The sequence below is a fragment of the Bacillus sp. FSL R7-0646 genome (genome assembly GCF_037969865.1).
GTDB lineage: Bacteria > Bacillota > Bacilli > Bacillales > Bacillaceae > Bacillus > Bacillus licheniformis.
The window spans coordinates 2,465,883-2,488,278 of record NZ_CP150217.1 but is presented as its reverse complement, the minus strand read 5'-3'; the positions used below and the strand labels follow the sequence as shown (position 1 = coordinate 2,488,278).

The window sequence follows — 22,396 nt, the reverse complement described above, 5'->3', positions numbered from 1 at the left end:
AGGCCTGAAAAGAGGTGTCATGAAAGCTTGTTAGCTGAATTATCGATCAAAAACTTTGCGATTATCGAAGAATTAACCGTTTCTTTTGAAAAAGGGCTGACGGTTCTAACCGGTGAAACAGGTGCCGGAAAATCGATCATCATCGACGCCGTCTCTTTGCTTGTCGGAGGCCGCGGATCGTCCGAATATGTCAGGTATGGCGAAAAAAGGGCCGAATTGGAAGGGCTTTTCCTCCTTGACGGCGGCCATCCGGTTTTTGATTTGTGCACAGAGCTGGGGATTGAAGCCTCGGACGACATGATCGTCATGAGAAGAGATATTAACGCAAACGGCAAAAGCATCTGCCGCGTCAATGGAAAACTTGTCACCATTGCCGCATTGCGGGAAGTCGGCAGACTGCTGCTTGACATTCACGGGCAGCACGACAATCAGCTGCTGATGGAGGACGAGCACCATCTTCAGCTTCTGGACAGGTTCGCAGGAGAAGAAATCGAGAATGCTTTAAAAGCGTATCAGGAAGTTTACAGCCGCTACATGGATGTCATGAAGAAGGTGAAAGAGCTTTCTGAAAGCGAGCAGGAAATGGCTCACAGGCTCGATTTAATACAGTTCCAGCTTGACGAAATCGAATCAGCAAACCTTGAGCCGAAAGAGGACGAGCTTCTTCAGGAAGAGCGCCGTCAAATTGCAAATTTCGAAAAAATATACGAAGCGCTGCAAAATGCCTATAATGCGCTTCGCAATGAGCAGGCCGGGCTTGACTGGGTCGGCATGGCTTCAAGCGAGCTTGAAAACGTCTCAGGCATTAATGAAGGGCTCAATAAAGTATCTGAATCGGTAGCCAACGCTTACTACATTCTCGAAGATTCAACCTTTCAGATCAGAAATATGCTGGATGAACTCGAATACGACCCCGAGCGCCTCGATTATATCGAATCGCGTTTAAACGAAATCAAACAGCTGAAACGCAAATACGGCGCTACTGTCGAAGACATCCAAGCTTATTCGGCTAAGATAGAGGAAGAAATCGACCGGATCGAAAACCGGGACAGCCACTTGCAGGCTTTAAAATCACGACTCGAATCAATCGGCAAGGATGTGGCGATTGAAGCAGCCAATGTGTCCGAAATCAGAAAAAAATGGGCGGAAAAGCTGGCCAAACAGATTCAGCAGGAATTGAAAGATCTGTATATGGAAAAATCGACATTTGATACGGAATTTCATGTGAAAAAAGCGGAACGGGATGATGATGCACCCGTCGTCAACGGAATGCCTGTTCAGCTCACAAAGCACGGCATTGACACCGTTCGTTTCCTGATCTCCACAAACACGGGAGAACCGCTTAAATCCTTGTCAAAGGTTGCTTCAGGAGGAGAGCTCTCAAGAATCATGCTGGCGATGAAAAGCATTTTCTCCGCTCAGCAGGATGTTACATCGATCATTTTCGATGAAGTGGACACTGGTGTAAGCGGAAGAGTCGCGCAGGCGATCGCTGAAAAAATACACCGCGTCTCTATCGGCTCTCAAGTTTTATGCATTACCCACTTGCCGCAGGTGGCCGCGATGGCTGACACCCACCTTTTGATCACGAAACAGTCGAAAGACGGGAGAACAACAACAAGCGTCACACCTTTGTCAAAACAGGAAAAAATAGCGGAAATCGGCCGGATGATTGCCGGCGTTGAAGTAACGGATTTGACGAAGCGCCATGCGAAAGAACTTTTAAATCAAGCTAAGCTAGTCAAAACCAGCGGATAAGCTGTTCATTTTTTGAACAGCTTATTTTTTTGTCGGCATTTTCTTATACAAACTCTTTCTTATCATTTTATCCAATGTTTTTCTTCCGTTCACAGTTATAAATCGCCGTCCGGAAGGCAAAAGTAATGAATGTAGCGAAAGAAATTTATATGGTGTGGGTTAGGTGCGAGGAGAGTGAAAAGGTGGATGTTGAAAAAATCAGAAAAGCTGTGGGTATAATTCTCCTTGTTTCTTTAATAAGTGTAGGATTTTACAAACCGGTGAAAGAATACATTGTAATACCAAAAAATTTGAACATTTTTGAGACGGGTACCCGTGCGGTTGAAACGAGCTTATCCGTCAGTACTCCGAAAGATGGATCATCAGAAGCATTCACATTGAAAGAAAATCAAAACGAAGTGGAAATAAAAGGCGAAAAGAATGGAAAGGCAGAACTCGTCTATGACTTTGCCGGATTTCCGGTTAAAAAAACGAAAGTAAATGTCCTGCCTGATTTGAAAGTGGTTCCCGGCGGGCAGTCCATTGGTGTAAAACTTCATTCCGTTGGTGTATTGGTCGTGGGTTTTCATCAAATCAATACCTCTGAAGGCAAAAAATCGCCCGGTGAAGCAGCCGGAATCGCGGTAGGCGACATTATCACCGAAATCAACGGCACGAAAATCGAGAAAATGAATGACATTACCCCTTTTATTCAAAAGGCCGGAAAAACAGGAGAAACCTTACATCTGTCGATAAAAAGAGATAAACAGGAAATCAAAACGAAGCTCGTTCCGAAAAAAGACCAGGCTGAAGACAAATACAGAATCGGCTTATATATCAGGGACTCTGCCGCAGGAATCGGCACAATGACTTTTTTCGAGCCGAAATCGAAAAAATACGGAGCGCTTGGCCACGTGATTTCAGATATGGATACGAAAAAACCGATCGTTGTTGAAAAAGGACAAATCGTGAAATCGACCGTCACCTCGATTGAAAAAGGAACAGGCGGAAATCCCGGAGAGAAACTGGCTCGTTTCGCATCAGAACGAAAAGTGATCGGCGATATCAACAGAAACAGTCCATTCGGGATCTTCGGAACGCTTCACGAGTCAATTAAAAACCGCATCGCTGACAAAGCCATTCCGATTGCATTTTCAGATGAAGTAAAAGAAGGCCCTGCCCAAATTTTAACGGTTATTGAAAACGACAAAGTCGAGAAATTCGATATTCAGGTCGTCAGTACGACACCTCAGAAGTTTCCGGCCACAAAGGGCATGGTGCTGAAAATCACCGACCCGAGGCTGTTGAGTAAAACAGGAGGCATCGTTCAAGGGATGAGCGGAAGCCCGATCATCCAAAACGGAAAGATCATTGGCGCCGTAACCCACGTTTTCGTCAATGATCCGACGAGCGGGTACGGTGTGCATATTGAATGGATGCTGTCTGAAGCGGGAATCGATATTTATAAAAAAGAAAAAGCAAGCTGACTGCCGGATTCCTCCGGCAGTTTTTGATTTCGCCTTTTTTTCTTGGGCGTTGTGCGTTAAAATGAAAGAAGAAAAGATTTTTCGACAAATTCACGTTCCCCGGTTTGTCAAGTCGCATTTTAAGTCGAAAAATCGAGAAAATCAGAAAAAAACAGAGAAAAAGCTAGACATACCACTATTATTGGAAAAATCCTTTTTAAAAAAAGGGAATAAAGTGGTGCTGTCGAATTAAACATATTAGAAAAAGAATGATGAAATTTATCAACATACACATTGGGGAGGAAGAAACGTGGAGAAAATTAAAGTATGTGTTGCTGATGATAACAGGGAGCTTGTCGGCCTATTAAGCGAATATATCGAGGGACAGAGCGACATGGAAGTGCTTGGTGTCGCATACAACGGACAGGAATGCCTTTCTTTGTTTAAAGACAAGGAGCCCGACGTGCTTGTGCTGGATATAATCATGCCTCATCTCGACGGATTGGCCGTTCTTGAAAGGCTGAGGGAATCGCAGCTTAAAAAGCAGCCGAATGTCATCATGCTGACGGCGTTCGGCCAGGAAGACGTGACCAAAAAAGCTGTAGATTTAGGCGCGTCGTATTTTATTTTGAAGCCTTTTGACATGGAGAATTTAGTCGGACATATCCGCCAGGTCAGCGGAAACGGATCTCAATTGACACACCGTGCCCCGTCCTCTCAAAGCAGTGTGCTTCGGCCGCAGCCTGAATCGCCGAAGAAAAACCTGGACGCCAGCATCACGACCATCATCCACGAAATCGGCGTACCTGCTCATATTAAAGGCTATTTGTACTTAAGAGAAGCCATCTCCATGGTATATAACGACATCGAACTGCTCGGCAGCATTACAAAAGTGCTTTATCCGGATATCGCCAAAAAATTCAACACGACTGCAAGCCGCGTCGAACGGGCGATTCGCCACGCCATCGAAGTCGCATGGAGCAGAGGCAACATCGACTCGATTTCGTCACTTTTCGGCTACACAGTCAGCATGTCAAAAGCAAAGCCGACCAATAGTGAGTTCATCGCGATGGTCGCAGACAAGCTGAGACTGGAGCATAAGGCTTCTTAAACGTTGATATGACGCAGTTTTAACGAAGATTTAACCGTCGAATTTTCGACCTGTTTCTAACGAATAGTTTATCGTAATTCCGATGAATTTTTCGCCCATATTGCGATGAAATTGTGCTACGATCCGAAGGGTTTAATACAGTATTTGAAGGCCTCGTTTTTATAAACGAGGCCGTTTTTTTGCCCGCAAATGTACTGTTTGCGATGTAAGATCAAAAAGGTGAATCATTTCAGCACAGTGTGTATTGTGTAAAGTCATCCTAAAAGCTTATCTATTGATTCCGAAATATTGTAATTTGTACACTTTTTGGACATACCTGCATGTTATATGATGAAATAGAAATGAAATAAATGGAAAAGGAGTTGTTTTAAAATGAAGGTCAATAAATTATTAACTGGTACGACTCTGGCTGTTGGTTTACTTATTTCTCAGCGCCGGTATTTGCTGCATCGCATTCATCTGAGGTGATTGCACATCCGACTGCTCAATATATCAATTGTCCAAGTGACTTGCCAAGCTCATTCAAAAGCAGTAAATCATCAAAATGTGTAAAATCATCTTCTGGAGTTTTCAGTAACAAATTTTCTGATAGCGATGGAACATGGTATTTCAAAGGGAAATTTTACAGTAATGTTTTTAATACTTGGGTTGGTTTTTATGAAGGATGAACCAAAAAAGGGGGGCTCCCCCTTTTTTTTGTTTTCCTTTTAGTATCAAGTAGGAAATAGATGGCGGAGAATGTAAAACTCTTCGAAGAGCCGATCTCGAGTTAAAAGTATGAAATAAGCGGGTGGTATGATGATCTTTACGAAAACAGATCTTCGCTATCCGGTGAATTTTTTCGGGCCAGGGTTGAGGATTAACCATTACGGATTGCTCATCGTAAACAGCAATGCAAAAATAGGTGCAAACTGTGACATTCATCAAGGGGTTAATATCGGACAAAATCACGCTCGCCGCGATGTTCCCACAATCGGAGACAATGTCTGGATCGGGCCGGGGGCAAAGCTCTTTGGCGACATTCACATTGCTGACGGCATATCAATTGGCGCAAACGCCGTGGTCAACAAATCTTTCACTGAGGAAAATATTACAATAGCCGGCATGCCTGCCAAAAAGATTAAAGAGGCGCCGTCAAATAAAGACCGGAAGCAAGCTGTTCAGCGGCAAATACAAGCATGAGAAATGGAGCAGCGCTGCTGATCATCCGCTATGAAGGCCTAAATGTAAAAATGATTTAAAAAGAATATTTGATCTTGCATTCGTGCAAGTTCTGACAAAAAAACTACATAGCGCGGCAGCCAGTTGTGTTTCCGTCTATTTCTCAAAGTTTGTCTCACGCTCGGAGCATTGCTGTCATAGACTGGATCATATAAAGCGAAAGCCGAATAAAACGTCTTTTTTCATAAGAAAAAAGACGTTTTTTTATACAAAAAAATAAAAATGATGAAAAAGATCTGATTTCTTCCAGTTTACAGCCATTTTTCGCCTTGGGTAGATCGTTTTTCACAGACGTTTTTACGCGGATGGCTTCTAACAATTCGGAAATCCTTGGGGAATTGGACGGGGAAAGCGGGCGAAAACCTGCTGCTGCGGCTTGCTTTACAGCCCCGGGTATTAAAGATAAGGTACGGGGTGTAAAAAATTCAGCGGGTGAGGTGGTCGACATGAGGAAAGGAGTCATCCTTGTTCTGTTCGCTATGCTGTTATTGGCAGGCTGCGGCACAACGCAGCATAATGGGCAAAGCGGTGATGAGAGCCGAAAAGGAACAGGCGAGGAAACGCTCGTGAAAGAAGGCACCTTTGTCGGTTTGGCGGACCAGCATACCGTCGCCGTCAATATTGACGGCAAAGAAACGATGTTTCAGGTCCCTCCCGAAAAACGGGACAAATATAAAGGGATCGAGGATGATACAAAGGTGGAAGTGGAGTACACGAAAGCAGAGGACGGAACATTACAGCTTGAAGATATGAAAAAGAAAGAATGATCGTTTGCAAAAAGGGATTGTAGGAGGAACAAATCGTGAAACTGTTAATAAAGAGTTTTGTTTTGCTGCTGTTTTCGTTTATGGCGGCTTTTCCAGCTGCTTTTGCGGCTGAGCCGCTTTCCGGGAAGACGGTATATGTTGACGCAGGTCACGGGGGTGAAGACAGCGGTGCTGTCGGAAACGGGCTGCCTTGAGAAAGATGTCAACCTTGAAGTGGCAATGCTGATTGATGAAAAGCTGAAAGAAGAAGGAGCCGACACAGTCGCCTCAAGAACGGATGATACGTTTTTGACGCTGGAAGACCGGGTGGCCAAGGCGAGCAAAAATGCTTCAGACTTGTTTATCAGCATTCATGCAAACTCGGCCGTCCCTGAAGCGTCCGGTACAGAAACATATTTCGATTCCACGTATCAAGCCGCTGACAGCGAACGGCTGGCATCTGACATTCAAGAGCGGCTTCCGGATGCGCTGGGCACTCGGGACAGAGGTGTAAAAGAATCAGGGTTTTATGTCATCAAAAATTCTCAAATGCCGAGTGTTTTAGTCGAACTGGGCTTTATCACAAACAAAACTGATGCAGATAAACTCGAAAGTCCGGAATATCAGGAAAAAGCTGCAGACGCGATTGCTGACGCTGTCGTATCTTATTATGAATAATAGAAGGGCCCTGGTATATGACCGGGGTTCTTGTGTTATGTTTATGTTAAAAAAGGCCTTATGTGTGGAAAGAAAACAGTAAGACCTTCATAATGGGTTATAAACTTGCAATTCTTGTAGAGGTGAACCAGAAATGACGAAAATATTTGCACACAGAGGGGCTTCAGGCACTTTTCCCGAAAATACAATGGCGGCGTTTAAGCATGCGGCGGCCATTGGTGCCGACGGCATCGAATTGGATGTTCAAATGGCAAAAGACGGACGTCTTGTTGTCATTCATGATGAAAAGCTTGACAGGACGACTTCACTGAAAGGGTATGTGAAAGATCTTACATATGAGGAAATAAAACATGGAGACGCAAGCCACCGTTTTGCCGAAAAAACCGGTTCTGTCCCTGTGCCGACCCTTGAAGAAGTGTTTGAGTGGGCGGCAGATGCTGAATTTCTTCTTAATGTTGAATTGAAAAACAGCATTATCCGCTATGAAGGGATGGAAGAAAAAGTGATGTCGATGATTGAAGCGTACGACCTTCAAGACCGGATCATTCTTTCATCATTCAATCATGAAAGCCTTGCGTTATGCCACAGACTGAATCCAAGTATTGAATTGGCTGCGCTTTACATGGATGTCATCTACAAGCCGGAGGAATACATTGAGATGATTCCGGCTTCAGGATTTCATCCGTATCGCCGTTCAATGTCGGATGACACGATCAAAAACGCCCATTTGAAAGAAAAAGCGGTCAGGCCGTTCACCATCAACCGTGAAGAGGAGATGAAAAAGCTGATTGCTGCGGGAATAGACGGTTTCTTCACCGACTTTCCCGAAAAAGCGTTAAAATTAAAGGCCGAGATGTGAGATGCAAAAAGCCGCAGATATTGTCTGCGGCTTTTTCTTGTTCACAGATATCACACCTCGCGGCCGCTCTGCTTTTTTCTGAAACGGGGGCTTACTTGGTTGCGTTTTCTGTCTCTGTATAGAATAAATCCGCCTAACAAATAAAGGCCGCCTGCGAAGCATATGAACCCCGCCAGCCCCTGAAGCCAAAGGATCTGAAACGGGCCGATCAAAATGCCGAAAACCGTGTCGCGCATCAATTTAATTCCGAGAGCAGCCAGGCCTCCCGGGATCAGCAAAACGAGCAGTGCGATCATTCTCCCCATACACGAATCCCCTTACCAAAGATTTACCTTTATTGTCTATTTGAAAAAAAAGTTTGTCAAGAAAGGAAAACATGATAACATAGATGTTGTGCAAATTGTTGCAAGAGAACGTGAGAGTGTGCAAAATTTTTCATACAAAGGGGTAAAGGGATGATGCAAAAAGTACTGATCGTTGGTGCTGGAAAAGGGGGGACCGCCCTCTTGGATTTGCTGCTGAAAACAAAGACGATGCATATCGAGGCGGTCATCGATAAAAATCCGGAAGCTCCCGGGCTTTTCGTCGCGCAGAAAAACGATATCGAAACGGCACTCGACTGGACGCCATACATCACAGAACAGATCGACATCATCATTGAGACGACCGGAGACGCCGGCGTGTTAAAGCAGCTGATGCGAAAAAAGCACGACAGAACGATCGTGGTGCCGGGATCGCTCGCTTATATCATCTCTCAGCTGATGAATGAAAAGCAGCAGCTCATCCAAATGTTAAAAGAGCAGACGTATAAACACGACCGTATTTTCAACTCGATGAATGACGGCATGATTTTTATCGACATTAACGAAGAGATCATTTTGTTTAACAAAATGGCGGAGGTTATGACCGGAACAAAGCGCAGCGAAGCGATCGGCCAGCATATTCAAAGCGTGATCCCGACGACGAAGCTGCCGCGTATTCTCAACACGAGAGAGCCTGAGTATCATCAAAAACAATTTCTCCATCCGAACAGGCAGATTGTCACGACCCGAATTCCGATTATTGATGACGGAGGAACGCTCCTCGGGGCGCTCAGCATATTTAAGGACATTACCGATGCGGTCGAGCTGGCTGAAGAGGTGACCAACCTGAAGGAAGTCAGAACGATGCTTGAAGCGATCATTCAATCTTCCGATGAAGCGATTTCGGTCGTTGACGAAAACGGAAACGGAATGATGATCAACAGGGCATATACGAAGATGACAGGTCTGACAAAAGACCAGGTGATCGGGAAGCCGGCTAATACCGACATATCTGAAGGCGAGAGCATGCATTTGAAAGTGCTCGAAACGAGGCGCCCTGTCAGAGGGGTCAGAATGAAAGTCGGCCCGAATAAAAAAGAAGTGATCGTCAATGTTGCGCCGATTATCGTCGACGGCATTTTAAAAGGGAGCGTCGGCGTCATTCACGACGTATCTGAAATTCAATCGCTCACAAACGAGCTGAACAGAGCACGGCAGATTATCCGTACACTTGAGGCGAAATATACATTTGCCGACATCATCGGGTCAAGCGAGCAGATGCTCGTCGCGCTGGAACAGGCGAAATTGGGGGCGAAGACGCCTGCGACGATTTTGCTGAGAGGCGAATCGGGAACGGGTAAAGAGCTTTTTGCCCATGCCATACATAACGAAAGTGACCGAAAGTATAATAAGTTTGTCCGCGTCAATTGTGCGGCCATATCGGAATCACTGCTTGAATCAGAGCTTTTCGGCTATGAGGAAGGCGCTTTTTCAGGTGCGCGCCGCGGCGGGAAAAAAGGATTCTTTGAAGAAGCGAACAACGGAAGCATTTTCTTGGATGAAATCGGCGAGCTCTCGCTAAACACACAGGCGAAGCTCCTCCGCGTTCTTCAGGAAAAAGAAATCGTCAGAGTCGGCGGGACCAAACCGATCCCTGTGAACGTCCGGGTCATCGCGGCGACTAACGTCAATATTGAAAAGGAGCTCGCTGAAGGCCGGTTTCGCGAAGACTTGTACTACCGGATCAATCGCTATCCGATATCGATTCCGCCGCTCAGACAGCGGAAAGAGGACATTGAAGCCTTGAGCAGGCATTTGATAGGGAAGATCAACCAAGAGTACGGGCGCAATGTAAAGGGGCTTACGAAAAACGCCCTCAAATCGCTAAAAGCGCGGAAGTGGCCGGGGAATGTCAGAGAGCTTGAAAATGTCCTCGAGCGGGCGATGATTTTTTTAAAACCGCAAATGGAATGGATTGATCTAGAACATCTTCCTGAAGCGGACCGTCCGAGAAAAAAGGTGGAAGCCGGCGAAGCTTTCCCTGAAATTGAAGATGAAAAGCTGTCTGATGCGGTCGAACGGTTTGAAGCTCATATCATTAAAGAAACGCTTGAAAAGCATCAATATAACAGAACGAAAACGGCAAAAGCTCTTGGAATCAGCATTCGCAACCTCTATTACAAAATGGATAAATACAACCTTGCAAAAGATAGCATGCAATAAATTGCAAAAACGAGTGCAAAATCATGCAAACTGTAAACAGGTTCACAGTACCGAACCGCTTTTTTCATACTGGCACGAAACTTGCATGATATAGTGGGCGGATGTTTGCTTAGAAAGGTGGGTACTATGAAGCTGAAACAACTATTGCAAAAAGCGGCGGAGCTTGACAATAAAACGGTCGCCGTCGCACATGCGGAAGATGACGAAGTGCTGCAAGCGGTCAAACTTGCGGTCGACAAACAATTTGCCCGGTTCTTGCTGATCGGGCACAGAGAAAAACTTAGACATATGATGACAGAGCAGAATATTTCAAAACGGCACGTGGATATCATTCATTCGGAATCGCCGGCGGATTCTGCGAGAATTGCCGTTCAAGCTGTCAAAAGCGGCAATGCGGATGTTCTTATGAAGGGGAATGTCCCGACAGCTGTGCTATTAAAAGCCGTTTTGAATAAAGAGTACGGGCTTCGTTCCTCGCACGTGCTGTCACATGTAGCAGCATTTGAAGTCAGCGGGTTTGAGAGGCTGATTTATGTAACAGATGCGGCGATGAATATCAGCCCCAAGCTTGATGAGCTGAAGCAGATTTTAGAAAACGCAGTCGGCGTGGCGAGGTCGGTCGGCGTGCAAATGCCGAAAGTCGCTTGTCTTGCCGCAGTGGAAACAGTGAATCCCGCGATGGAAGCGACATTGAATGCAGCTGCCTTGACGCAGATGAATCATCGGGGCCAAATCAAAAACTGCGTTGTTGACGGGCCTCTTGCATTGGATAACGCGATATCGCCGCTTGCCGCCCGGCATAAAAACATTTCCGGGATCGTAGCAGGCGAGGCCGATATCCTGCTTGTTCCTTCAATTGAAACAGGCAATGTCCTTTATAAATCATTGATTCATTTTGCGGGTGCAAAAGTGGGAGCCATTTTAGCAGGGGCAAAAGCACCCATCGCCTTGACAAGCAGGGCCGATTCCGCAGAAAACAAGTTGTATTCGATTGCTTTGGCGCTGTGTACGTCTGAAGCACGACATGAGGAGGAATAAAAAATGGAACTATTTCGATATATGGAACAGTATGACTACGAGCAATTGGTATTTTGCCAAGATAAACAGTCCGGTTTAAAAGCGATCATCGCGATTCATGATACGACGCTCGGGCCGGCTCTCGGCGGCACAAGAATGTGGACATACGAAAGTGAAGAAGCCGCAATTGAAGATGCGCTGCGCCTTGCGCGGGGAATGACCTACAAAAATGCGGCGGCCGGACTGAACCTCGGAGGAGGCAAAACCGTTATTATCGGAGATCCGCGCAAAGATAAAAACGAAGAAATGTTCCGCGCTTTCGGCCGCTACATTCAAGGCTTGAACGGCAGATACATCACAGCCGAAGACGTCGGTACAACCGTTGAAGATATGGACATCATTCATGACGAAACCGATTTCGTTACAGGCATTTCACCTGCTTTCGGTTCATCAGGAAATCCTTCTCCGGTAACAGCTTACGGGGTATATAAAGGGATGAAGGCGGCGGCGAAAGCGGCATTCGGAACGGATTCGCTTGAAGGCAAAACCGTTGCGGTTCAAGGCGTCGGAAACGTGGCCTACAACCTGTGCCGGCACCTCCACGAAGAAGGCGCGAAACTGATCGTGACCGACATCAACAAAGAAGCAGTTGAACGTGCAGTCGCCGAATTCGGCGCCCGCGCCGTCGATCCGGATGATATTTATTCGCAGGAATGCGATATATATGCGCCGTGTGCGCTCGGAGCGACAATCAACGATGATACGATTCCGCAGCTGAAAGCCAAAGTGATTGCCGGGGCAGCCAACAACCAGCTGAAAGAAACCCGCCACGGTGATCAAATCCACGACATGGGCATCGTTTATGCCCCGGACTATGTCATCAATGCCGGCGGCGTCATCAATGTCGCTGACGAGCTTTACGGCTATAATTCGGAGCGCGCGCTGAAGAAAGTCGAAGGCATCTACGGAAACATTGAACGCGTCCTTGAAATTTCGAAGCGCGACCGCATTCCGACATACTTGGCCGCAGACCGTCTGGCGGAAGAACGAATTGAGCGCATGCGCCAATCGAGAAGCCAATTTTTGCAAAACGGCCATCACATTTTAAGCAGACGTTAAAATCATAACCCCTATTCTCTATTGGAGGTTTTAATTCAATGCAGGTACAGGAAAAACGTATTCTCGTCATCAATCCGGGATCTACATCTACAAAGATCGGCGTTTTTCATGATGACCGTTCGATTTTCGAAAAATCAATCCGTCATGACGAGGCTGAGCTACAGCAATATCAGACCATTATTGATCAATATTCGTTCAGAAAACAGGCGATACTCGAAACCCTGCATGAACAGGGAATCAATATTTCTAAATTGGATGCCGTTTGCGCCAGGGGAGGGCTGCTTCGACCGATTGAAGGCGGCACTTACGAAGTCAATGATGCGATGATTGTCGATTTGAAAAACGGCTATGCGGGGCAGCATGCATCAAATCTCGGGGGCATCATCGCCAGGGAGATTGCCGACGGGTTAAATATTCCCGCTTTTATCGTCGACCCCGTTGTTGTGGATGAAATGGCTCCTATCGCAAAAATTTCCGGCACCCCGGCTATTGAAAGGCGCAGCATTTTTCACGCGCTCAACCAAAAAGCAGTCGCAAGGAAAGCGGCTTGGCAGTTTGGGAAGCGTTATGAAGATATGAAAATGATCATCACCCACATGGGAGGCGGCATTACGATCGGCGTCCATTGCCGCGGCCGGGTGATCGACGTCAACAACGGCCTCCACGGGGAAGGTCCGCTCAGTCCAGAGCGGGCCGGAACCATTCCTGCGGGTGATCTGATCGATATGTGCTTTTCCGGCGAATATACGAAAGACGAGCTGATGAAAATGCTTGTCGGCGGCGGAGGGCTTGCCGGCTATCTCGGCACGACGGATGCGGTAAAAGTTGAGAAAATGATCAAGGAAGGCGATCAAAAAGCTGCGCTCATCTATGAAGCGATGGCTTATCAAATCGCCAAAGAAATCGGGGCGGCCAGCGCCGTCTTAAAAGGCGAAGTCGATGTCATTATTTTGACAGGAGGACTGGCATATGGAAAATCGTTTATTTCCTCGATCAGACAATACATAGACTGGATTTCGGATGTCGTCGTCTTTCCAGGAGAAAATGAACTTCAAGCATTGGCTGAAGGTGCATTTCGCGTATTGAACGGCGAAGAAGAGGCAAAACAGTATCCGAACCAGAGGAGGGAAAGTCATGGCAACTGAATACGATCTCGTGATTCTTGGAGGGGGCACAGGCGGCTATGTGGCCGCCATCAGAGCCTCGCAGCTGGGGCTGAAAACAGCCGTCGTTGAAAAGCAGAAGCTCGGCGGCACGTGCCTTCATAAAGGCTGCATCCCGTCGAAGGCGCTCCTTAGAAGCGCGGAAGTATACAGGACAGCAAAAAAGGCGGACGAATTCGGAGTGGTCATTCCTGAAGTCGGACTGCGGTTTTCTCAAGTTCAAAGCAGAAAACAAAAAATAATTGACCAGCTGCACAACGGTGTCAAACACTTGATGAAAAAAGGAAAGATCGATGTTTACGAAGGAATCGGACGGATTCTCGGGCCGTCGATTTTTTCCCCGATGCCTGGGACGGTTTCCGTTGAGATGGCGAACGGGGATGAAAATGAGATGCTCATACCGAAAAACGTCATCATCGCTACAGGCTCAAGGCCCAGGTCGCTGCCAGGGCTTGAGCTTGACGGAGAAAACGTTCTGTCATCAGACGAAGCGCTTGAACTTGAGCAGCTTCCGGCTTCCATGCTGATCGTCGGAGGAGGTGTCATCGGGATCGAGTGGGCTTCCATGCTGAACGATTTCGGTGTTGATGTCACCGTCATTGAGTATGCAGACCGGATTTTGCCGACTGAAGATGCCGATATTTCTAGGGAAATGCAGGCGCAGCTCGCGAAAAAAGGCATCACAATGATCACGGGAGCAAAAGTGCTGCCCGACACATTGGAGAAAGGCGATGCGGTCAGCATTCAAGCGGAAAAAGACGGAGAAAAACAATCCTATTCCGCTGAGAAAATGCTCGTATCGGTCGGAAGGCAGGCAAATATTGAGGGTATCGGTCTGGAAAACACGGATATCCAGGTGGAAAACGGCTTTATCGTGACAAACAGCATGTACCAGACAAAAGAATCCCACATCTATGCGATAGGAGATGTGATCGGCGGCCTTCAGCTTGCACATGTAGCTTCTCACGAAGGGATTACGGCCGTTGAGCATATTGCTGGTGAAAACCCGCACGCCATCGATTATTCGCTTGTTTCAAAATGCATCTATTCAAGCCCTGAAGCCGCATCGGTCGGCTTGACAGAGGGTGAGGCGAAGGCGCAGGGGAAAAGCGTTAAAGTAGGCAAATTTCCGTTTCAGGCGATTGGCAAAGCGCTCGTGTACGGTGAGACGGACGGCTTTGTCAAAATCGTCGCCGATCGCGAAACAGATGACATTTTGGGCGTTCACATGATCGGCCCGCATGTGACAGACATGATATCTGAAGCCGGTCTGGCAAAGGTGCTTGACGCCACCCCGTGGGAAGTCGGTCAAACGATCCACCCGCATCCGACGCTGTCGGAGGCGATCGGAGAAGCCGCCCTTGCCGTGGATGGAAAAGCGATTCATTTTTAGAAAGCATGAAGGAGTGAAAAAAATGGGCAATAACCGTCATGAAGCAGTGGGATTAACAGATGAACAAGCAATCGACATGTACAAAACCATGCTTTTAGCCAGAAAACTCGATGAGCGGATGTGGCTCTTAAACCGTTCAGGCAAAATTCCTTTTGTCATCTCTTGTCAAGGACAGGAAGCAGCCCAGGTCGGAGCGGCTTTCGCTTTAGACCGGGAGAACGATTATGTGCTTCCGTATTACAGAGATATGGGCGTTGTGCTTGCTTTTGGAATGACGGCAAAAGATTTAATGCTGTCGGCGTTTGCAAAAGCCGAGGATCCGAATTCAGGAGGAAAGCAGATGCCAAGCCACTTCGGCCAAAAGAAAAACCGGATCGTCACGGGCTCTTCGCCGGTGACCACGCAAGTTCCGCATGCGGTGGGCGTAGCGCTTGCCGGAAGGCTTGACAAGAAAGACATTGCAACTTTTGTGACGTTCGGCGAAGGCTCTTCAAACCAAGGGGACTTCCATGAAGGGGCAAACTTTGCCGCCGTGCATAAGCTTCCCGTCATTTTTATGTGTGAAAACAATAAATACGCGATCTCGGTTCCTTATGAAAAGCAGGTAGCTTGCGAAAACATTTCCGACCGCGCCGTCGGTTACGGCATGCCTGGCGTGACCGTTGACGGAAATGATCCGCTTGAAGTCTACAAAGCTGTTAAAGAAGCAAGGGAACGGGCCGGAAGAGGCGAAGGGCCGACATTAATCGAAACGATATCATACCGGCTGACCCCGCACTCCAGCGATGATGACGACCGAAGCTACAGAGAGCGCGAAGAGGTGGCGGAGGCGAAGAAAAATGATCCGCTTAACAAATTCGCACAATACTTAAAAGAAGCAGGTCTTCTGGACGACCAGTCTGAGAAGCAAATATCGGATGAGATCACAAACATCGTCAATGAAGCAACAGATTATGCTGAACATGCACCTTATGCAGATCCAGAAGATGCGCTGCGGCATGTTTATGCGGAGTAAGGGGGAAGAACAATGCCAGTTATGTCATATATAGATGCTGTCACTTTGGCTTTGAAAGAAGAAATGGAAAAGGATCCCCGCGTCTTTGTTTTAGGGGAGGATGTCGGCAAAAAAGGCGGTGTATTCAAGGCGACAGCCGGTCTTTACGACCAGTTCGGCGAAGAGCGGGTGATGGACACGCCTTTGGCGGAATCCGCAATTGCCGGCGTCGGAATCGGGGCCGCCATGTACGGGATGAGACCAGTCGCTGAAATGCAGTTTGCTGATTTTATTATGCCGGCTGTCAACCAGATTATTTCGGAAGCGGCAAAAATCCGCTACCGCTCCAACAATGACTGGAACTGTCCGATCGTCATCCGCGCACCTTACGGCGGAGGCGTGCACGGCGCGCTGTACCATTCACAGTCGGTTGAAGCCGTGTTTGCCAATCAGCCCGGCCTGAAAATCGTCATGCCTTCGACGCCTTATGATGTCAAAGGGCTTTTGAAAGCGGCCATCCGCGATGACGACCCTGTGCTGTTCTTCGAACATAAACGGGCATACCGGCTGATCAAGGGCGAAGTGCCGAGTGACGACTATGTGCTGCCGATCGGAAAGGCGGACGTGAAGCGGGAAGGCGAAGACATTACCGTCATCACATACGGATTGTGCGTCCATTTCGCCCTTCAGGCTGCCGAACGGCTTGCCAAAGACGGGATTTCCGCACATATCCTTGATTTAAGAACGGTATATCCGCTCGATCAGGAAGCGATTATTGAAGCGGCTTCCAAAACGGGCAAAGTGCTTTTGATGACCGAAGATACGAAGGAAGGCAGCATTATGAGTGAAGTGGCCGCGATCATTTCAGAGCATTGCCTGTTCGATTTGGATGCGCCGATTAAGCGGTTGGCGGGCCCTGATGTCCCGGCAATGCCGTATGCTCCTACAATGGAAAAATTCTTTATGGTCAATCCGGATAAAGCAGAAGCAGCGATGAGAGAATTGGCTGAGTTTTAATATAGCGAAGGAGGACACATCGTATGGCAGTGGAACAAATGACAATGCCGCAGCTCGGGGAGAGCGTGACTGAGGGAACCATCAGCAAATGGCTCGTCAGCGTCGGAGATCACGTCAACAAATATGATCCGATTGCTGAAGTGATGACGGATAAGGTCAATGCTGAAGTCCCTTCATCGTTCACGGGAACGATTGCCGAGCTAGTCGGGAAGGAAGGCGAAACTCTGCAAGTCGGAGACGTCATCTGCAAAGTCGAAACAAATGAAGAAGCGAAACCGGAGGCTGAGGCTGTTTCCAAGCCAGATCAAGAGGAAGCGGAGCCGGCCAAACCGGAGGCGAAAGATACAACTCAGAAAAAACGTTATTCCCCGGCGGTGCTGAGACTTGCCGGAGAGCACAACATCGATTTGGAGCAGGTGGAAGGTACAGGCGCCGGCGGACGGATCACAAGAAAAGACATCCAGCGCATCATTGCTTCCGGAGCTGTTCCTCAAACTGATGCAGCGCCGGAAAAACAGCCGGGTGCAAATGCCGCGGGAGCGATTGAACCTGATCAAAAACCGGCGCAAGCCGCACCTCAAGCTGCACCGCCTCAAAGTGCGGCCGGAGACGTTGAGATTCCTGTAACTGGAATCCGCAATGCGATTGCGACCAACATGGTCAGAAGCAAGCATGAAATCCCTCATGCCTGGACGATGATGGAAGTGGATGTCACAGGTCTTGTGAGCTACCGCAACAAAATAAAAAACGAATTCAAGAAAAAAGAGGGCTTCAGCCTGACCTTTTTCGCGTTTTTTGTCAAAGCAGTCGCACAGGCGCTGAAGGAATTCCCGCAAATGAACAGCATGTGGGCCGGAGATAAAATCATTCAGAAAAAAGACATCAACATCTCAATTGCAGTAGCGACTGAAGATGCGTTATATGTTCCTGTCATCAAGCATGCCGATGAAAAAACGATTAAAGGCATCGCAAGGGAAATCTCCGAACTGGCTCATAAGGTCAGAAGCGGCAAGCTGACCAGCGGGGATATGAGCGGAGGTACGTTTACGGTCAATAATACCGGTTCGTTTGGATCGGTTCAGTCGATGGGGATCATCAACCATCCGCAGGCTGCCATCCTGCAGGTTGAATCGATCGTCAAGCGTCCCGTCGTCATGGAGCACGGCATGATCGCGGTCAGGGATATGGTGAACCTATGCTTATCCCTCGATCACAGAGTGCTTGACGGCCTCATTTGCGGCAGATTCCTTGCCCGTGTGAAAGAGATTCTTGAACAGATCGATGATCATACGTCCATCTATTAAAAAAGCCGGCCCGTTTAGGGTCAGCTTTTTTCTTTTTCTAAGGGGGTGAGCATGCGGAGGTGCCCGTTTAGCACCTCGATTGAAGCCGGCGTTTTTGTGCAGATTTCGCCGTCTGTATCGGCTTCCATGGGAAGGGCGGTTTCAATTCGAACGGTTTGCCCCTGATAATAGGATAGCTCGCCTTTAAAGGAATCCCATTCGGGATCATCCATTGCAAAAAGCTCTTTCAATGCAGCCAGATTCGTATTCCGGCAGACGAGAATGTCCGCTTTTCCGTCGTTGATGCTCAGCTGCGGAAGGGGGATCTTGTTCGTTCCGATAAAGGGGCCGTTCAGCACGACAACCATGACCGCTTCGTCAGCAAACTCTTCTCCGTCGATCGACAGACGAAAAGAGAAGGGCTCAAGATTGGAGATTGTCCGCAGTGCGCTTGTAAAATAACTGATTCTCCCGAGCAGCGCTTTTTCCGTTTGATTGATATGGCTGGAAGCTTCCGTGATCAATCCGATGCCCCAAAAGTTGAGACAATAATGATCATTCGCTTTTAAAACATCGACCGGGACGGGACTTCCATTGACGAGCGCTTCCGCCGCTTTCTCTATGTTCTGGGGAATGCGGAGCGCCCTCGAAAAGTCGTTACATGTACCGCCAGGGAGGATGCCGATATCTGGCTTGGTTTGAAGCTGACTAATCCCGTTAATGCATTCATGCACCGTCCCGTCACCGCCTAAGATAAACAACTGCCCGATATCCTCCCCGATCTCCAGGCAAAATTCGAACGCATCGCGCTTTTTTCTCGTCGGTTTCACGATGAGTTCGTCTATAGCTTGTGAAAGAATCGGTACGGCAGCACCGAGTGTTTTTTCAACATTTTTTTGCCCTGCATTCCCGTTGTAAATCAGCATTGCTTTCTTTCGGTTCATAAAGTACTCCTTTATTTATAGGGTCTTTACTTATTTTTCCCCGGGCTGCCCGTTCCGTAAACCTGAAGGAACACGAATCGCCTGATTTGCGGTCCGGGCGGTTTCAAAGTATCATTAGAACAGATGAGCAAACAGCGGCTTTAGCATCATGCTATAAGCGCTAAAAAGGAGAGATCTTAAAGTGAACATGGATTTTAATCTGTTTATGAACGATGTCGTACGCCAGGCCAGACAAGAAATAACGGCTGCCGGCTACACCGAATTGAAAACGCCTGAAGAGGTCGATGAAGCGCTCACGAAAAAAGGCACTACGCTTGTCATGGTCAACTCCGTCTGCGGCTGTGCAGGGGGGATTGCAAGACCTGCCGCGCACCATGCGGTTCATTACGATAAGCGCCCTGATCATCTCGTCACCGTTTTTGCCGGACAAGACAAAGAAGCGACGGCAAGAGCAAGAGAATATTTTGAAGGATATCCGCCTTCTTCTCCGTCATTCGCCCTTTTGAAAGACGGCAAGATTTTAAAAATGGTGGAGCGCCATGAAATTGAAGGCTATGAGCCGATGGCTGTCATCACCAAGCTTCAAGGACTGTTTGAAGAATACTGTGAAGAAGTATAATGGAAAAACTGCCTGCCAAAACAGATGGCAGGCTTTTTTTGTGTATAAAAATGCTTTTTGTATGCAATCAGAAAGATAAAGACACAGGCGTTCAATTGGTATTTAAAGGCTTATTTAAAGGTTTTTTAGTTATTTTTCAAAATGGTATTGCATCCGCCTCGGAAAATGTTTAAAATACATAACAACGAATAAATATTCAAACAGGTTCAGGGGGATACGCAACATGAAAAAATGGATGTTACTGGTAGTGACAGCATGTGTCACATTTGCATTGACTGCTTGCGGGACGAGCAGCAGCTCTGATGATAAAAAAACATTGGTGATGGGAACTTCTGCCGATTACCCGCCTTTTGAATCGAAAGACGGGGATAAGATTGTCGGTTTTGATGTTGATCTGGCCGAAGCACTGGCTGAAAAGACGGGCCATGAAATCGAAGTGAAAGACATGGACTTCAACGGCTTGGTGACCGCTCTTAAAACAAACAAAGTCGACATTGTGCTTTCAGGAATGACGCCGACGCCTAAACGCAAAAAACAGGTCGATTTTTCAAATGTCTACTATACGGCTCACAACATGATCGTTACAAAAAAATCAAGCGGCATCAAATCGCTTGACGATCTGAAAGGAAAAACGGTCGGCGTACAGCTTGGCTCCATCCAGGAAGAAAAAGCAAAGGAGCTCACGCCGGATTACGATTTAAAAGTTGAAAACCGCAACCGCATTTCGGATTTAACTGAAGAAATCAAAGCGGGCCGCTTTGACGCTGCAATCATTGAAGATATCGTTGCCGAAAAATATATTAATAAAAATGAAGAACTGGCTGGCTACAATCTGCCGAAAGAACCGGATGAAAAAGCCGGCTCCGCGATCGCCTTTAAAAAGGGAAGCGATTTGACCGAGAAGTTCAACAAAGCGCTTGAAGAAATGGAGAAAAGCGGAGAACTTGATAAACTGAAAGAAAAATGGTTCGGCGGAGAAACAAAAAAGTAAGCGTAAAAAGTTCAACTTTTTGTTGAACTTTTTTTTTCTAAAGCGATGTACGCCTCTTTGATCATGAGGCGGGAGAGGGAGAGTCATCATGAATTTTCTTGATTTTTCTAGTACAGTACCCGAAATGCCTTTCATCCTGGAAGGCTTGGGCGTTACCTTAAAAGTGGTCGCGGCTGCGGCCGTGCTTGGATTTTTGCTGGGGGTTTTGATTACGCTTTTAAAAATCAGTTCGATCAAGCCCCTCGCATGGATTGCAGACTTTTACACTTCCATATTCCGGGGGACACCGCTCGTTCTGCAGCTGATGATCGTCTATTACGGACTGCCTCAGGTGCTGGGCTTTGATATTGATGCTTATTGGGCGGCCGTCATCGCATTCGGCTTAAATTCCGCTGCTTATGTATCAGAAATCATCAGAGCAGGAATCAATGCGATCGACAAAGGGCAAAAAGAGGCAGCGATGGCTCTGGGCGTCCCGTATGCAAAGATGATGAAGGATCTCTTGCTGCCGCAGGCCTTTAAAAATATCATGCCCGCGCTGATCAACGAATCGATTACACTGACAAAGGAATCGGCTGTTGTCACCGTCATCGGACTCGGCGATATAATGAGGCGAAGCTATCAGGCGGGAGCTGCGATCTACAGCCCGCTTGAGCCGATGCTGTTTGCAGGCCTCATCTACTATGTGCTCGTTTTGATCCTGACGTTTGTCGGCAAAGCGATTGAAAGGAAGCTGAATGTCAATGATTAATGTTCGCAATCTCTCAAAATCTTTCGGAAAGCACGAGGTGCTTAAACATATTTCCGTTTCCTTTGAAAAAGGCGAAGTAGCCGCAGTCATCGGCCCGTCGGGATCAGGCAAGTCCACGTTTCTGCGTTGCTTAAACCTGCTCGAAAAGCCGACGGAGGGCAGCATTTTCATTCAGGATCAAGAGATTACAAGCCCGAAAACAAATGTGCTGAAAATCAGAGAGAACATCGGCATGGTCTTTCAGCATTTTCACTTGTTTCCGCATAAAACGGTTCTTGAAAATATTACGTATGCACCTGTCCATGTCAAAAAAGAAAGCAAACAGGCGGCTGTGAAAAAAGCGGAAGAACTGCTTGAGAAAGTGGGGCTTCTCGATAAAAAAGATGATTATCCGAACCGTTTATCAGGGGGACAAAAGCAGCGCGTCGCGATTGCGAGGGCGCTGGCGATGAATCCGGATATCATGCTGTTTGACGAACCGACATCAGCTCTTGATCCCGAGATGGTCAAAGAAGTGCTCCAAGTGATGCAGGATTTGGCGAAAACCGGGATGACGATGGTGATCGTGACGCATGAAATGGGATTTGCCAAAGAAGTCGCCGACAGAGTGCTTTTCATGGATGAAGGAACCATTGTAGAAGACGACGATCCTAAAGCGTTTTTTTCTTCTCCAAAATCGAAAAGAGCTCAAGACTTTTTAGAGAAAATACTATAAAATAAGCTGAAGAAGATGCTGATCTTCTTCTTTTTTATTCACTAAGA

General features: G+C 47.3%; 23 protein-coding genes and 1 pseudogene. 21 read left to right on the top strand and 3 right to left on the bottom strand.

What is annotated here, in order from left to right; all coding sequences use genetic code 11:
- Nucleotides 1-27: 27 nt before the first annotated feature.
- The 5 genes from recN (at nucleotide 28) to MKY62_RS12830 (ending at nucleotide 5,496) form a co-directional block, all read left to right on the top strand.
- The gene (gene recN, locus MKY62_RS12850) at nucleotides 28-1,758 is read left to right on the top strand and encodes a DNA repair protein RecN (protein ID WP_003183366.1); all 1,731 of its coding nucleotides are present in this window, start codon (nucleotides 28-30) and stop codon (nucleotides 1,756-1,758) included.
- A gap of 182 nt (nucleotides 1,759-1,940) precedes the next feature.
- Nucleotides 1,941-3,224, top strand: a complete 1,284-nt coding sequence (gene spoIVB, locus MKY62_RS12845) for a SpoIVB peptidase (RefSeq protein WP_011198109.1) — start codon at nucleotides 1,941-1,943, stop codon at nucleotides 3,222-3,224.
- 289 nt (nucleotides 3,225-3,513) lie between these two features.
- Nucleotides 3,514-4,314: a sporulation transcription factor Spo0A gene (spo0A, locus tag MKY62_RS12840; protein ID WP_003183361.1), complete on the top strand. Its 801-nt coding sequence runs from the start codon at nucleotides 3,514-3,516 to the stop codon at nucleotides 4,312-4,314.
- A gap of 464 nt (nucleotides 4,315-4,778) precedes the next feature.
- Entirely contained in the window at nucleotides 4,779-4,982 is a 204-nt protein-coding gene (locus MKY62_RS12835; protein ID WP_231082760.1) for an LCI fold-containing protein, read from the top strand.
- A gap of 130 nt (nucleotides 4,983-5,112) precedes the next feature.
- Entirely contained in the window at nucleotides 5,113-5,496 is a 384-nt protein-coding gene (locus MKY62_RS12830) for a serine acetyltransferase (RefSeq protein ID WP_003183357.1), read from the top strand.
- Nucleotides 5,497-5,650: 154 nt separating this feature from the next.
- Here MKY62_RS12830 and MKY62_RS12825 read toward each other — a convergent pair whose 3' ends face one another.
- Nucleotides 5,651-5,983: a hypothetical protein gene (locus tag MKY62_RS12825; protein ID WP_223307051.1), complete on the bottom strand. Its 333-nt coding sequence runs from the start codon at nucleotides 5,981-5,983 to the stop codon at nucleotides 5,651-5,653.
- Here MKY62_RS12825 and MKY62_RS12820 point away from each other — a divergent pair.
- From MKY62_RS12820 to MKY62_RS12810, 3 genes and pseudogenes are all read left to right on the top strand, one after another.
- Complete coding sequence (locus tag MKY62_RS12820; protein WP_003183355.1) at nucleotides 5,982-6,302, top strand: hypothetical protein; 321 nt, start codon at nucleotides 5,982-5,984, stop codon at nucleotides 6,300-6,302. The genes MKY62_RS12825 and MKY62_RS12820 overlap by 2 nt on opposite strands.
- Nucleotides 6,303-6,382: 80 nt before the next feature.
- Nucleotides 6,383-6,959 (top strand): annotated as a pseudogene (locus MKY62_RS12815) (N-acetylmuramoyl-L-alanine amidase).
- Between the two features lie 133 nt (nucleotides 6,960-7,092).
- Nucleotides 7,093-7,818 (top strand): glycerophosphodiester phosphodiesterase, encoded by a 726-nt coding sequence (locus MKY62_RS12810; protein ID WP_003183351.1) that lies wholly within the window; start codon nucleotides 7,093-7,095, stop codon nucleotides 7,816-7,818.
- Between the two features lie 50 nt (nucleotides 7,819-7,868).
- Here the strand turns inward: MKY62_RS12810 and MKY62_RS12805 are convergent, their stop codons facing one another.
- On the bottom strand, nucleotides 7,869-8,123 hold the full coding sequence (locus MKY62_RS12805; RefSeq protein ID WP_003183348.1) for a DUF2627 domain-containing protein: 255 nt from the start codon (nucleotides 8,121-8,123) through the stop codon (nucleotides 7,869-7,871).
- A gap of 153 nt (nucleotides 8,124-8,276) precedes the next feature.
- On the opposite strand from MKY62_RS12805, the gene MKY62_RS12800 reads away from it, so the two are divergent.
- From MKY62_RS12800 to MKY62_RS12765, 8 genes are all read left to right on the top strand, one after another.
- Nucleotides 8,277-10,343 (top strand): sigma-54-dependent Fis family transcriptional regulator, encoded by a 2,067-nt coding sequence (locus MKY62_RS12800; RefSeq protein WP_339614143.1) that lies wholly within the window; start codon nucleotides 8,277-8,279, stop codon nucleotides 10,341-10,343.
- 126 nt (nucleotides 10,344-10,469) lie between these two features.
- On the top strand, nucleotides 10,470-11,381 hold the full coding sequence (gene yqiS / locus MKY62_RS12795) for a phosphate butyryltransferase (protein WP_003183343.1): 912 nt from the start codon (nucleotides 10,470-10,472) through the stop codon (nucleotides 11,379-11,381).
- A 3-nt stretch (nucleotides 11,382-11,384) separates the two neighbouring features.
- Nucleotides 11,385-12,479, top strand: a complete 1,095-nt coding sequence (bcd, locus tag MKY62_RS12790; protein ID WP_003183340.1) for a branched-chain amino acid dehydrogenase — start codon at nucleotides 11,385-11,387, stop codon at nucleotides 12,477-12,479.
- Between the two features lie 38 nt (nucleotides 12,480-12,517).
- On the top strand, nucleotides 12,518-13,624 hold the full coding sequence (buk, locus tag MKY62_RS12785) for a butyrate kinase (protein WP_009327926.1): 1,107 nt from the start codon (nucleotides 12,518-12,520) through the stop codon (nucleotides 13,622-13,624).
- A complete protein-coding gene (gene lpdA, locus MKY62_RS12780) occupies nucleotides 13,614-15,035 on the top strand; it encodes a dihydrolipoyl dehydrogenase (RefSeq protein ID WP_003183335.1) in 1,422 nt (473 codons plus the stop codon). Before buk ends, lpdA begins: the two co-directional genes overlap by 11 nt.
- A 22-nt stretch (nucleotides 15,036-15,057) precedes the next feature.
- A complete protein-coding gene (locus MKY62_RS12775) occupies nucleotides 15,058-16,050 on the top strand; it encodes a thiamine pyrophosphate-dependent dehydrogenase E1 component subunit alpha (protein WP_003183334.1) in 993 nt (330 codons plus the stop codon).
- A 12-nt stretch (nucleotides 16,051-16,062) separates the two neighbouring features.
- On the top strand, nucleotides 16,063-17,046 hold the full coding sequence (locus MKY62_RS12770; RefSeq protein ID WP_003183332.1) for an alpha-ketoacid dehydrogenase subunit beta: 984 nt from the start codon (nucleotides 16,063-16,065) through the stop codon (nucleotides 17,044-17,046).
- Nucleotides 17,047-17,069: 23 nt separating this feature from the next.
- Nucleotides 17,070-18,350, top strand: coding sequence for a dihydrolipoamide acetyltransferase family protein (locus MKY62_RS12765; RefSeq protein ID WP_016886717.1), 1,281 nt, complete (start codon nucleotides 17,070-17,072; stop codon nucleotides 18,348-18,350).
- 20 nt (nucleotides 18,351-18,370) lie between these two features.
- On the opposite strand, the gene MKY62_RS12760 is transcribed toward MKY62_RS12765, so the two are convergent.
- Nucleotides 18,371-19,273, bottom strand: coding sequence for a YegS/Rv2252/BmrU family lipid kinase (locus MKY62_RS12760; RefSeq protein ID WP_003183328.1), 903 nt, complete (start codon nucleotides 19,271-19,273; stop codon nucleotides 18,371-18,373).
- Between the two features lie 181 nt (nucleotides 19,274-19,454).
- On the opposite strand from MKY62_RS12760, the gene MKY62_RS12755 reads away from it, so the two are divergent.
- From MKY62_RS12755 to MKY62_RS12735, 5 genes are all read left to right on the top strand, one after another.
- On the top strand, nucleotides 19,455-19,892 hold the full coding sequence (locus MKY62_RS12755) for a BrxA/BrxB family bacilliredoxin (protein ID WP_003183325.1): 438 nt from the start codon (nucleotides 19,455-19,457) through the stop codon (nucleotides 19,890-19,892).
- Complete coding sequence (locus MKY62_RS12750) at nucleotides 19,892-20,065, top strand: hypothetical protein (protein WP_003183323.1); 174 nt, start codon at nucleotides 19,892-19,894, stop codon at nucleotides 20,063-20,065. Before MKY62_RS12755 ends, MKY62_RS12750 begins: the two co-directional genes overlap by 1 nt.
- 50 nt (nucleotides 20,066-20,115) lie before the next feature.
- Nucleotides 20,116-20,883, top strand: coding sequence for a transporter substrate-binding domain-containing protein (locus tag MKY62_RS12745; RefSeq protein ID WP_003183321.1), 768 nt, complete (start codon nucleotides 20,116-20,118; stop codon nucleotides 20,881-20,883).
- 88 nt (nucleotides 20,884-20,971) lie between these two features.
- Nucleotides 20,972-21,634, top strand: coding sequence for an amino acid ABC transporter permease (locus MKY62_RS12740; RefSeq protein WP_003183320.1), 663 nt, complete (start codon nucleotides 20,972-20,974; stop codon nucleotides 21,632-21,634).
- Nucleotides 21,627-22,349, top strand: coding sequence for an amino acid ABC transporter ATP-binding protein (locus tag MKY62_RS12735; protein WP_003183318.1), 723 nt, complete (start codon nucleotides 21,627-21,629; stop codon nucleotides 22,347-22,349). The genes MKY62_RS12740 and MKY62_RS12735 overlap by 8 nt, the downstream gene beginning before the upstream one ends.
- The last annotated feature ends 47 nt before the right edge of the window (nucleotides 22,350-22,396 follow it).